This is a genomic window from Mangrovivirga halotolerans (assembly GCF_026241165.1).
GTDB lineage: Bacteria > Bacteroidota > Bacteroidia > Cytophagales > Cyclobacteriaceae > Mangrovivirga > Mangrovivirga halotolerans.
Map to the genome: position 1 here is coordinate 376,660 of NZ_JAPFQN010000003.1, position 12,243 is coordinate 388,902.

The window sequence follows — 12,243 nt, forward strand, 5'->3', positions numbered from 1 at the left end:
AAATTCGGGTTCTTTGTAAACCTGATGAGCTTTCCCTGATAAAATTTTAGATTGAATATCCATGCTATCAAACCATTTTTCGTCCGGTTTAAACTCCTCATTTTCACCAATACATCAGATTAGATTTATCTGATCAAAAAATGCGAAAGAGATAACCTTTATTGATTGGTTATTTTAAAGAAGGCTTATTACTGTAATATATCAAAAATAAAATACCGATTAAGAAAACAGGAAATCCCAGAACTACAGTCATATTTCCATAGAGCCAAACAAACCAGGCAGTAAAAAAAAGACTAATCCACCACGTTATTAAGATTATACCCGCTTTTTTCTCATTTTTCCATACAAAATAGTAGCCTATAAAAAACAAGGTAAAGAGAATAAAAACCATTACGATTCCAAAATTTGATTCTCTAAAATCCGGATCATAAGGAGGGAATGCTTCATCTATAAAAATCATTATATAAATGATAGCAGCGATGGTGGTAAGAATCCGTAATATGTTTCGAAAAGTCTTCATTGCATATTACATTAGTGAAACTAGCTTTGGAAAGCTATTTTCCGGCTAACTGCCTGGTTTATATTTTATAAAGGTCTATATAATTATATACGTATTTCACGATAAAAGGGAGGTCTATATAAGAGAAAAATACGCTTATAGATTTAATGAAAATGACTTTACTTTTTCATTAAAATATAGGTGGAGCATTAAAATCTTCCCAAAATTTTTCATTATAAGAAACTTCATAGTCGTATAGATCAGTTTCTTTACCAGCTTCAGGTAGTTCGGTTTCAATTTTCTTTTCTTCTGTAGAAAGAACCTTAATATATCTCCTGATTTTATTTTCAACATTATTGCGAATGGAAACTCTGTAATCATCGATAGAATTTACATGCCAACTACCGGTTTCCGATTTTATGAAATCAACATATTGCACGGATTCCAAAAAGTAAAAACCTTCGGGTTCTGTTTCCTTGTCCTTTTTAGGCTTATTATGAAAAGATTCCTTAATAGCGATTATAGCGTAATCATTGACAGTAATATAAATTGATGTTGTATGTTCTGGTCTCTTTATTGATTCTAATAAAAGATGATAAACTTCAAAACCGAGGAATTCTGACCTTCCCTTCAGAGAAATCCTGAAATTCTTTAATACCCTTTTTTCTAAATATATTTTGGTCCACGCTAATGAATAAAGAACGTTAACGCCATTTCCACCATAAAAGCCAGGGTCATTGTTGAACACTGGTCTTTTTTGATAGATGTAAAAAGCAGGATTTTTATGATTGCTCTGAAATCCTTTAGAACCTGTTTTTGCTAATACTTCCAGTTTACGTATCGGTTCTTCATTTGCTTGAATATATTCGTAGTAATAGATGTTTTTCGTAATGTCACTTTTGTAATAATTATTACTGTAGTTTTCCAGTGCTTTCTTTACTATTTCTTTTGGATCAATTGCCCTGACTGTTATTTCTTGCAGTGTATAAATATCTTCTTCCAGATAAATGGTACTGGCACCTGGATTTTTAATTAAAAGTGGTTTGTAACCAATACAAGAAACTGATATTTGAGTTTCTATATCATTCCCGGGATAGGTAAAAAGAAAAAATCCTTGCTCATTTGTTGATGTACCAATGTTCGAATCTCTTATATAAATATGCGCATTAAAAACCGGGGTAGAATCTCTTTTACTAAGTATCCGTCCTTCCCATTGATTTTGTTGTTGAGAAATGCCAGGTAAGTAGAATACAAGAAAAATTAATATTAAAGAATATTTCATAAGGGGATGTTATTTTAATCTTTGGTGGAAGAATTACCTTAATTAACATTATTCAAGGATTTTTTTCATCCCATCAATTAATGAAGCCCAGGTCCCTTCAGAGTGTTTGGCGCGTTCTATATCGTAATTAGTTTGGTATATGGTCAACGCTGTATCTTCTCCCTCTGATTTTACCTGGTAGCTTATGTATAAATAATTCTCAGGCACATCTTCTTTATTACTCCAGCTACTTAAATAAGAGTATGACAACCTTTCGTTTTGAACATATTCAAGAACCTCTCCCTTATCTATGTATTTTTGGCCTTCCCATTCTCCCTGGAATACTATAGGACTACCTACCTTCCAGTCAGTTACTAATTCCGTTCCAAAAAAGTATTTTTTAACGATTTCAGGATTGGTTAAGGCATCCCACACTTTTTCTATTGGAGCTTTGATTTTTGACTGATGTTTAATTTTATTTTGGTTGACCATTTGTTTAATGATGAATAATTATCTACTTATTAATTGAAATATACTTGTGATGTTTTTGTTTTTAAATCTTTATTTCAGGCAGATTTATTCAGCTTGAAGTATAAAATTATAATCGATGCAGAACTGATAGTGCCTGGTGATAAATCCATAAAAGTGGCAATGAAATTAGAAGTTTTCCACTTGAAAAGAAAGTGTTTTGACTAATATTGATTGGTATTAATCGTTTACGAATTACTGAGGAGGGATGAAACAATATTCATACATTAGTCCGCCGTCTATTTTTTATAAATGAATGGATTTAAATAGATTCATCTATAGTAGCATTCATTAATTTTTCCATCGTGTTTCTTTCTTTTTCTGATAAGTCAATTAAAATTTCTGAGGCTTGATTGACATCGTTCAGGTCTTTGGTTTCACCAATTTCATCAAATAAATCAGCAATATTTTTCCATAAGCGAGCTATTTCACCATAATCCTCACTGGCTTTGAAAAGAATGTCTGATCCTGTTATTTCAGCACTTTCATAAAGAAAATCCCGATAAATATTTCTAAAGAGTGAGCCTCCGGTTCCACCTCGTTCCATTAAAGAGGCTGAAGTTTGAAAGTCCTTTTTGATATTTTTACTTGTTTTAAACCACTTTTTAATTTCTAAACTTGTCTTGTGGATTCCCTTATAACCAATGTTTTTTATGGGAGGATTTAAAAAATCAGTTGCATTATTGTGGATAGCTCTTTTTATTACCTTCTTCAAATCGGGTTGTTCTCCATTTTTGCAAATGGTATACGAGCGGTTTCTTGAGGACATTGGTCCTTTTTCATTCCTTGCTAATTCCAGACTTTTTAAAGTGGTTCGTGCATCTCTGCCTTGCTGATTGGTGTCATTAAGGTAAGCCGTTTTATCATCATAACCGTAGATAGAAGCATAGTGCCCTGCGAAGTGAATTTTATTGGTGAAATAATCTAAATGATAGCAATCCAATTTAAGCCCGACTGCCTTTCCTTTATCTATATTTGATTTCACATTTTTCCAGGCCTTTTTTATTGAAGAAGTTTCTTTTACTTCAAGTTTTAGATTTAAGTTTTTACAAATGTTTTCAGTCAAAATATCTGGCTTTACCCTTCCGCCAATAAAGGGGAAATCCATAATTTTCATATTCCAAAAAATGTATCCTAAGCCCTCTCCAATTCCAAAAAGTATGGGTTCTGAAAGATTGATATCAAGTTGGTAAAGCAGGCTTCCTGTAGCGGTGGTTTCGCAATGCTGCCCGTTAAATGGTTTAAAATCTTTTATAATCATAATTTCACTGTTTATTTCAGGCAAATTATGATGGGGGTATGACAACCCTGTGTCAACTTGGTTTGTATTTTTTTAAAAAATATTTAGTAAGATCAAAATCAGTTTTTTCCACAAATTTATCTGAAGTAGTTTTATAACTTTGGATTCTATCTAACCTGAATTCTCGTTGTTCATTCTTTGTATTACAGTGAGCGACTAATACCCAGGCATTATTGGAGAAATATACGCCCTGTGGATCAATGATGCGTTTTGAGATTTCGTCTTTTGAAATAGAGTGATAAATAATTTCTACCTTTTGATTTTTTGTAATAGCATTTTTGAAGTCAGAAAGGGAATTGCTTTCAAAAGGCACTTTTAGATAAGAAGGTGCAATTCTCTTTTCTAGTTTCTCGTAATTTTCTTTTTGAAAATCTTTCAAAACAGATTTTATTTTGAATAGTAAAGAATTGAATTGAATTCGGAGTGAATCATCTCCTTGATTATTTATCAATTTTTCAGCAACTACTAATGTATTGACTTCTTCTTCTGTAAGCATGATAGGGGGCAAGTGGTAGCCATCAACCAGAAAATATCCTTTCCCGTTTTCAGATCCAATTGGAACTCCTGCTTCTTGTAGTGTTTTTATGTCTCTGTAAACTGTTCGAAGACTAATATCAAATCTGTTTGCTATTTCCTTAGCAATAATAATTTTCCTTGACTGTAGCTGGATGAGTATGGAAGTTAGTCTTGTTAGTCTGTCCATTTTGTTAGAGTTGAATCCTGTTTTTCAAATAATCTATTAAATACAAAAAGCATCTTGTTGTCAGATGTCTTTTTGCAAAGATTTTGAATGGGTTGAATTTATATTCTAAAACTACCAAAATGAAAACTGAATAAATTATTTTAAATGTGTTAAGATCTTTATTCAATTAACCTCATTTGCTTCAACGCCTTATATGTTACCTCTTGTCTGATTTTTGGAAACGAACTCATTTCAAATTCAATCGTGGGTTCCACATTGGTTGCGAAAAAATAGACACTATCCTGAACTTCAATATATCCAACAAACCAGCCGTTATCATTTCCCTGTCTTGTTGACCAGCCGGTTTTCCCGCTTATTCTATATTGTTCAGTTTCTTCAATTACCATCATCTGTTTCATAATCGATTCTGTTCGTTGAGAGATAGGGAGTTTTGACTGATAAAGTCTTTGCAAAAAATCGATTTGCTGAAATTGATCGATACTTGATTCTCCCTCCAGCCAAAATACATCGATGGTAGTAGAATCAACTTTGATGTTGCCATATTTAAACTTGTCTAAATACTCATTCATGGTTTTCACACCAATTTTTCTTGCTACCTCTTGATAGCAGGGCACGCAGGAAAGATGAAATGCTTCTTTTAATGTCAGGTCTTGTTCCCAGACCTTAAGGCCTCTCTTTTTACCATCCCATTTGAAAACAGAATTTTCATTATCAACCACTCCCGTTTCAAGGGCAATGATGGAGTTTGGAATTTTATACGTTGAAGCAGGAAGGAACCCTTTTCTTGACCGTTCAAAGTCGTTTGAATAGTATTTGCCTGTTCCCAGGTCATAAATTAAAATTGAACCGGTTATGGAGGCCGAGTCCAGAATAGTTTGAAATTCATTTACGACTTTCTCATGCTGTGGTTCATTTTCATTATTAAAATTACTCTGCGTTTGTTTATTTGTGCAGGAATATAAAGAAACCAGAAAGGGTAAAAGGTATATTATTTTCATGTTGGCAAGGATATTAAATACATCCGTTAGTTTGAATAATGTCCTTAAAAATATTCAAGTAGACAGTAGATCTCTTAAAAAGTTGTGATGTCAATGCTGTGTATTGTAACGAAAAGGAATCGCTGGTTTTGCTCAAAATAAAGATTTATAGCATTGGGTGTTTAATCAATTCTATTATTAAATATTTATTGATTTTCATAATAACCCTTGATCCCAATTCCAATCGTCCAGAAGTATTTCCCTTCATCTGAATCGGGGATTTCATCAGTTTCTTCATTTAGTTCAGGGATTACCTGTCGCCAAAGTGATAGATCTAACGATGGGAAAACATATGAATAGGGTATTTCTTCATCCTCCATATCGATTTCAGCACCTGTTGATTCAGTAATATGTCTGAGAAGTTGTGGTGCAGGAGTATTAAATACATCAACCCCATAAAAAAGTATCGTTATCTGCTCCTCATCCTTTCCGGAAAACTCGATAAATTCTGCTTGGTTGTTAATATCATATGATATTTGTATACAATTGCTAAAATAGCCGTCTTTGGCCGGAACAGGAATTGAAAAGTCGTCATAATCAATAGTTGATTTTTCAGAAGAATATTCAGGTTTACCCATTACCTCCCGAATTTCGCTTCGGGTCATACCGAAAATTAATTTTCCTGCTCCTGAATGGGGTTTTATTTCAATTTTCATCTGATGATATCCTTAAAGAATATGTATATTTTTAATTAGCCAATTTCTCATTCGTTCAACATTATGAAGGCCGTTTTCTACATGTTCTATTTGATTTTCAAAATTTTTAGTTCGGTCAATTTTACCTGAGAAAACTCTCATTGAAAAACTCTTGCTGTGTTTTTTAAATTGTGACCAGTCAGGAATAGCATTTTTGAGTTTAATCTCAGTTTCTAAAGGATAACCCTTAAATGTTGCTTCGACATTGCCCTGAGCAAGCTTGTGACAGAAAACTATATTTTTTAATCGATCATCATATAACATCGGCCAGTCGCTATTAAAGGGGACAATCCCAGGTTTTTTCATCGTTAGAGACGGGTGATTTTTTTGCAGATATTGATAATAGGAAAGCCAAAATTTTTGAACAGGAATTGAGTTGACAGGCTGGTATCCACGTCTTAATTTTTCTGTAGCTATTTGAATCAACTTACTTTTGAACAGATTTCTCTTTGAACCGGTAAACTCAAGCCTTCCAGCGATCGATTCGTAAGTCAGGTAATCTTCAAATTCATTTTGGTTTTCGCAATAAAGTTCAGGAGCAATTAACACAGTGAAAATTTCATGGCAGTCTTTTTGTTCCAGGTATTTTGTTGCTCGTTTTTGATACCGGTCAAATTGTTCATTTTGGAACGTAGTATCTAATTTGTTTTCTATAAGGACAAATATTTTTTTGTCGTTGGAATTGTAAGAAAAAAGAACATCTGTTTCCCCGAGTCCAAAATCAGAAATACTTCTCCAGGCTCCATTGACAGAAGTTAAGGTAGGCAAACTTAATTGTGCGACAAACCATTCACAGAATGAATTATCAGCATACAGCTCTTCCAGTAAAATTAAGTCTACATCTCTTTCCCGTATACTTTCGACAGGTATAATGGTGTTTTCCATAGGGGCAATTTTAAAATGCCTGATGTTAAATCAGATCAGTTATTCATTTCTAATTAATTCCAGTCATACCAATAATGTCTTCCTAATCCTAAGTCACTAAATAGATATAGGTGTCCTGCTAAAATCAAGGGAAAGATCACAATTGATATTATTTTTTCAGCCAGGGGAGCTTTTTTATTTCTGATTACTCCCCCTATTAAAAGGATATAGGAGGGGATAAGTCCTATTATTAGCATTAAATGAATCCATCCAAGTCCTTGTCTGTCGTGAGTTCCACCTGCATATAGTTTAAGCCCAATATCGTGGATGATTATGAGCCCAATAATTGTCAGGGTCATACTAATTGGTCTTAAGTTTTTAGTGTTTAACACTACTAACACAGTAGCTATTATTAATGCCACTGGTGTCATCATTATTCCTGTTGAAGCGAAAAAATGTCCAAGGAGCAGGTTAACGACTATTACTGCTGCAGCTATTAATATTGATTTTCTTGCCGTCATTTTAATAAACGTAATTCGAAGGTGGGATATGTCCGACTCTAATGCTCTTATCCAACGTTTGGTATTTCTTATTTTTCGTTGATATTAATTTATTTCAGTTTCAAAATATCTGTTTACAGTTCAAATTCAAATTTTTCATCTTTTTAAATAACTTCCTAAATGTTTATTAAAATTTTAAATAGGTAAAATCATATGTTTAGAATTGTTAAATGTCGAAAGAGTGATTTAGCAGGGATTATTTTTTCCCTTCCTTTAAACCAGTTTAAGTTGAAATACATTGATTTTTTATGATCAACCTAAACTTTATTACTCACCTTTAAGTATGGTAGATAGAAATAGTAAGACATGAAAGATATAATCATTGTTGGGGGTGGCTTGACAGGATTGGTTGCTGCATACACTCTTCAACAGAACGGAATAAATAATTTTCTTTTACTGGAAGCACAGTCCAGATTTGGTGGTAGAATTGATACGCTTTATCATGAATCCCTTCCGATAGAATTAGGGCCTACCTGGGTGCATGCCAATCACTTTGAATTATTAGAGCTTTTAAAAGACCTTGGAATCCCGGTTTTCTCTCAATACAATGAAGGTATTGCAAAGTATGAGATGCAGGGACAGGTGCAGTCATTCATTCCTCCGGGTGGTCAGGCTGTCAGTTATCGAATTGGAGGTGGTAGCGTACAACTTACTGACAAGTTGAGTCAGTATCTAAATGGTGATCAATACAGACTATCTACTGAGGTCAAATCAATCAATGAACAAGATGGATCATTGATGATTAAAGATCAGGAGGGAAATAAATATGAAGGAAAGAAGGTTGTTGTTACCCTTCCGCCCAGGTTGGCTATTGAAAATATTTCTTTTGATCCGGCGCTTCCTGATAATCTTCAAAAGCTGATGCATTCTACCTATACATGGATGAGCACTTATATCAAAAGTGCTGTTGTTTATGATCATCCCTTCTGGAAGGAAATGGGATTTTCGGGAATGGCTTTTAGCCAGGATGGTCCGATGACGGAAGTATATGATCATTCAGATATAAATGATGAAAAGTATGCACTCCAGGGATTTGTGAGTCCTGAAGAGAGATATATGACCCTGTCAAAGAAGGAGAGGGAAAAACGGATTATCCGTCAGCTGGTCGGTTTTTTTGGCCCGGAGGCTGGAGAATATGTTGCGTATTATGAGAAGAACTGGAATTCTGATCAGTATTCTTCGGTAGAAGGAGACAAGCTTATCCCATCGAAGCATTTATATGGTCATGAATTATATCAAAAGCATTATTTAAATGAGAAATTGAAGTTTGCGGGCACCGAAACCGCTCCTGATAGTGGAGGCTTTATGGAAGGAGCTGTGATAGCCGGTAAACAAGCTGCAAATTTTGTTTCGGTTTGAAAATAAGTGTCTGGAATTTCAATTTTCACCAGTTGACTCATCACAGTTTTCTCTTTCAACAGTGTAAGCAGTACTTACAATTTTCCAATGACCATTAATTTCAAAAAGGGTAAAAACATCAATCCCACAATGTGAGAACTCACCGTCTTCCCATAAGTTATAGGGCGCATAAGCAACGGCAATTCCTTCGCCTGCTAAAACATCAACACGTGTTGGTATCTCAGTTATTTTAGGATCAGTAGGCATTAATGGAAGGTCGTCTTTCGAAAAGCGCATGTCCACCTCCACAGGTTGCTTGTAATTTCGACGGCGCCAGATCTGAGCCTCAACCATGGTGGTTTGTTTCATTAATACTGTGTCCCGAGTCTCCAATGATTTAAAAAACAGGTTGATCACATTTTTGATCTGCTGTTCATCAGAAGTTTCTGAATCTTGAGAATATCCACTAAAGATTGCAACGATCAATAAGAGGAAAAGGCATATTTTTTTCATACAGGAATTGATTTTTGATTTGCTTTGAATACAGACAGGGAATACAAACCAGTGAATGTCTCTTATTTCCTGTGAAGTATTTTTTACAGTTTGTTAATCTTTATCATCAGGAGCGATAGATTTAAAATAGTTTATTTACAGATCGAAATCAAACTTTGTCTTTTGTTTATACCAGTTCGTATATGAGTGATCAGAAGGGCACTCGAAATCTAAATAAACTAATACCGAGTGGTAAACAAGGATCGACCCGGATTAAAATGATTAATGGGATTTAAATTATTCAGGCATACTTGAATTTCAATTTACACAAAATGAAAAGCACAAGTTTAAAGTTGTTCCAGTGGTGATTACGGCCTCATATTTCTTTCATAACTAAATACCCGGTATATATTATATAAAATCCGAATAATACTGCTGCTTCCCATCTGTCTAATTTTTTTCGTTCTCCGGTTAACATAGATAGTAATAGAAAAACTGTTCCTCCGATTAAGATATATAAGTCTAAATTAAACTTTGGATTATAGTCAATTGGACTAATCAGGCTACTGATTGATAATATCAGAAGGATATTAAAAATATTGGAACCGATCACATTTCCAATTGCTATATCGCTATTTTTCTTTGATGCAGCGACAATCGAGGTAACCAGTTCGGGCAATGATGTCCCGGCAGCAACAATTGTTAATCCGATTATCTTTTTGCTAACCCCTAAAGTGTTGGCAATACTTACACTATTATCTACCACAAGCTGCCCGCCTAATATTAACCCTGCTAATCCGAAGATTATTAAACCCCAGATTTTTAATGACGATTTATGCACTTCGGTTGATGCAACTGCCTGAGGGTCCGTTTTCATTTGCTTGAATACATAAAAAATAAATAGGCAAAACAGAACCAGCATAATCAATCCGTCAATTCGACCAGATTGAGAATTGCCGGTGAATACAAAATCATTTAATAAAAGCAACGATAATACTGCAACTGCGAGTGAAATCGGTATTTCTTTCCAGGCTGTAGAGGATTGAACCTTTATTGGTAAAATTACCCCGGATAACCCCAATATGATAAATAAATTAAAATTGTTGCTCCCAATGATATTTCCCAGCACAATGTCTGAATACCCATTAACAGAGGCAATACTGTTAACGACTAATTCAGGTGCCGAAGTACCAAATGCAACAATAGTCAGACCTATAACCAAATCTGAAACGTTGTATTTCTTAGCTAAAGCAGAAGCGCCATCGACCATCCAGTTGGCTCCAAAAATTAAAGCGCAAAACCCTGCAATTACCAATAAAATCGGAATTATCATATAGTCAATTTTTTGATCAAATGTAGTTCAATAATGATTTTTCGCTAACGATTTGGGGATTTATTTGTAATTGCCTAATTCTCTCAAGCTATAAATTCCAGCCATTCGTTGTGTTAATCTTAACGAATATTAGTGAAAGCTTGCCTGCTACAACAGATTCATCTTATGGTCAATTATTTGCAGTTCTTCGATTAAATCTTATCATCTTTTTTAATCTTGATCCTTTTTATTTGTTTGATGCTGATAAAGCACTCGATAGTGGTTAAGATACTTTCAGGTGTTAGCATTCTCAATTTAGACAAAAAAGTACAAGATCAATCTTGTGCTCGAGTGGTTCATTCAAACTCAACAGGATTAAATTCGGAGAATAAATTATTGCTTTCGGGTACCTCGCTTATTGGTACATACTCACATACTTTCGAGTATTCCTTCCACATTTTCTGCACATTTTCATTTGAGTGAGATTGTTCAACTGCTTCTTGTGATTTCCAACCAAATACTTCAATTATGGTCCCATCATTTGACTGGCAAATGATCGACTTTCTGTCAGTAACCAGACCTTCCTGGTGTAAAATCTCCCAATGGCTTTTCATCAGTGATTTTAGTTCGCGTTCCTTCCCGGGTAATGGTTTGTATGCGACAATGACAATTCGTTCCATGTTGGTGTTTCTTTTAAATAAATATTGTTGGTGTTGGCTATAGATGGCAACCTATTTTATGTATCTCCTTTCTGGAGCGAATTCCAAAGCAATACAAGTGCCTTATCAGAATACTGCACCAGATAAGTGCGCTAGAGGGGATCCCTATTGTTTTTCTACCTTAGCTGGATCTACAGAAATTGGCTTTACCACTTAATATTCTGAATTTTTAATGATTTCTAAGCAGTCTTTTTTACTGCAATTTCCCATTTTAGATTCTTCTTCTTTTGAAGAGTTTATGGATGCTATTCCGAAACTCACAGTTAAAATTAAACCGGCAATAAAGCTTATTATTTGAATTCCAGCTGGAATTTTTACATTAAGTCCATTTATGTTTATCGGCTCTTCTTCGCTTGTTTTATCAGTTGAGGATTCCGATTCGTTACTAGTTTCACCTTTTTTCATTGGTTGTAAACTCCCTGTTAATGCCATAAGTGTCCAAATCCCAAATATTACTGATAAGATAAAAATTCCCCAGGCCCAAAAGATTGATGAAGAGTTTGAAATATTGGTTACCCCGATAATGTCTTTAGAAAATGTAATTGTCAGAGTGATAATCGCCGTTGATAAAGTAATCAACTGTTTTGTGGTATCGGCAGCAAAATCAAATGCTTTTTGTTCGTTCGGTTTCATTAGCAAAATGGCCAAAGTGGACAAATATTGGATTTGGCGAATGAAAAACTTCTATCATCCAGACTTTCATTTAAATTTCTTGACTTAGCACTATAAGACATACTTTCAATCAGAGTCTCAATATTTCTTTCAGCTGTTAATCTGTCATCGATCGAATCATATTCAGATGAAGACATTCGGTCTATCCCCTGGTTGATAAATGAAACTAAATCTGATTCAGCTTCTGATGTTATTTCAACCCCGAGCATACTTGCTTTCGTTTTAGCTTTTTGCAAAAGCCTATTTTTAAAATCTTCTCTCAT

At 34.3% G+C, this 12,243-nt stretch carries 16 protein-coding genes; 2 read left to right on the forward strand and 14 right to left on the reverse strand.

From position 1 onward, the window contains the following. Positions 1-169: 169 nt before the first annotated feature. The 9 genes from OO013_RS05630 to OO013_RS05670 form a co-directional block, all read right to left on the reverse strand. Positions 170-520 (reverse strand): DUF7670 domain-containing protein, encoded by a 351-nt coding sequence (locus OO013_RS05630; protein ID WP_266055711.1) that lies wholly within the window; start codon positions 518-520, stop codon positions 170-172. A gap of 169 nt (positions 521-689) precedes the next feature. Further along, positions 690-1,781: a carboxypeptidase-like regulatory domain-containing protein gene (locus tag OO013_RS05635; protein WP_266055712.1), complete on the reverse strand. Its 1,092-nt coding sequence runs from the start codon at positions 1,779-1,781 to the stop codon at positions 690-692. Positions 1,782-1,829: 48 nt separating this feature from the next. Next, positions 1,830-2,252, reverse strand: coding sequence for an SRPBCC family protein (locus tag OO013_RS05640; RefSeq protein WP_266055714.1), 423 nt, complete (start codon positions 2,250-2,252; stop codon positions 1,830-1,832). Between the two features lie 298 nt (positions 2,253-2,550). Continuing rightward, a complete protein-coding gene (locus tag OO013_RS05645) occupies positions 2,551-3,549 on the reverse strand; it encodes a BtrH N-terminal domain-containing protein (protein ID WP_266055715.1) in 999 nt (332 codons plus the stop codon). Positions 3,550-3,601: 52 nt separating this feature from the next. After that, positions 3,602-4,291, reverse strand: a complete 690-nt coding sequence (locus OO013_RS05650; RefSeq protein WP_266055716.1) for a helix-turn-helix transcriptional regulator — start codon at positions 4,289-4,291, stop codon at positions 3,602-3,604. 158 nt (positions 4,292-4,449) lie between these two features. Next, a complete protein-coding gene (gene blaOXA, locus OO013_RS05655) occupies positions 4,450-5,289 on the reverse strand; it encodes a class D beta-lactamase (protein WP_266055718.1) in 840 nt (279 codons plus the stop codon). Positions 5,290-5,474: 185 nt separating this feature from the next. Next, the gene (locus OO013_RS05660; protein WP_266055719.1) at positions 5,475-5,984 is read right to left on the reverse strand and encodes a hypothetical protein; all 510 of its coding nucleotides are present in this window, start codon (positions 5,982-5,984) and stop codon (positions 5,475-5,477) included. Between the two features lie 12 nt (positions 5,985-5,996). Then, positions 5,997-6,908 carry a PD-(D/E)XK nuclease family protein gene (locus OO013_RS05665; RefSeq protein ID WP_266055720.1) on the reverse strand — a complete coding sequence of 304 codons (912 nt, stop codon included), beginning with the start codon at positions 6,906-6,908 and terminating at the stop codon, positions 5,997-5,999. Between the two features lie 53 nt (positions 6,909-6,961). After that, positions 6,962-7,408 (reverse strand): hypothetical protein, encoded by a 447-nt coding sequence (locus OO013_RS05670; protein WP_266055721.1) that lies wholly within the window; start codon positions 7,406-7,408, stop codon positions 6,962-6,964. A 345-nt stretch (positions 7,409-7,753) separates the two neighbouring features. On the opposite strand from OO013_RS05670, the gene OO013_RS05675 reads away from it, so the two are divergent. Continuing rightward, on the forward strand, positions 7,754-8,806 hold the full coding sequence (locus tag OO013_RS05675) for a flavin monoamine oxidase family protein (protein WP_266055722.1): 1,053 nt from the start codon (positions 7,754-7,756) through the stop codon (positions 8,804-8,806). A gap of 18 nt (positions 8,807-8,824) precedes the next feature. On the opposite strand, the gene OO013_RS05680 is transcribed toward OO013_RS05675, so the two are convergent. Together OO013_RS05680 and OO013_RS05685 are read right to left on the reverse strand one after the other, a co-directional pair. Continuing rightward, on the reverse strand, positions 8,825-9,298 hold the full coding sequence (locus OO013_RS05680; protein ID WP_266055723.1) for a nuclear transport factor 2 family protein: 474 nt from the start codon (positions 9,296-9,298) through the stop codon (positions 8,825-8,827). A gap of 355 nt (positions 9,299-9,653) precedes the next feature. Continuing rightward, entirely contained in the window at positions 9,654-10,610 is a 957-nt protein-coding gene (locus OO013_RS05685; RefSeq protein WP_266055724.1) for a calcium/sodium antiporter, read from the reverse strand. 110 nt (positions 10,611-10,720) lie between these two features. On the opposite strand from OO013_RS05685, the gene OO013_RS05690 reads away from it, so the two are divergent. Beyond that, entirely contained in the window at positions 10,721-10,876 is a 156-nt protein-coding gene (locus OO013_RS05690; RefSeq protein ID WP_266055725.1) for a hypothetical protein, read from the forward strand. 69 nt (positions 10,877-10,945) lie between these two features. On the opposite strand, the gene OO013_RS05695 is transcribed toward OO013_RS05690, so the two are convergent. The 3 genes from OO013_RS05695 to OO013_RS05705 all read right to left on the reverse strand — a co-directional run bounded on the left by OO013_RS05695 (position 10,946) and on the right by OO013_RS05705 (position 12,243). Next, positions 10,946-11,269 (reverse strand): NIPSNAP family protein, encoded by a 324-nt coding sequence (locus tag OO013_RS05695; protein WP_266055726.1) that lies wholly within the window; start codon positions 11,267-11,269, stop codon positions 10,946-10,948. A gap of 192 nt (positions 11,270-11,461) precedes the next feature. Further along, a complete protein-coding gene (locus tag OO013_RS05700; RefSeq protein ID WP_266055727.1) occupies positions 11,462-11,941 on the reverse strand; it encodes a hypothetical protein in 480 nt (159 codons plus the stop codon). Then, positions 11,941-12,243 carry a hypothetical protein gene (locus OO013_RS05705; protein WP_266055728.1) on the reverse strand — a complete coding sequence of 101 codons (303 nt, stop codon included), beginning with the start codon at positions 12,241-12,243 and terminating at the stop codon, positions 11,941-11,943. Before OO013_RS05705 ends, OO013_RS05700 begins: the two co-directional genes overlap by 1 nt.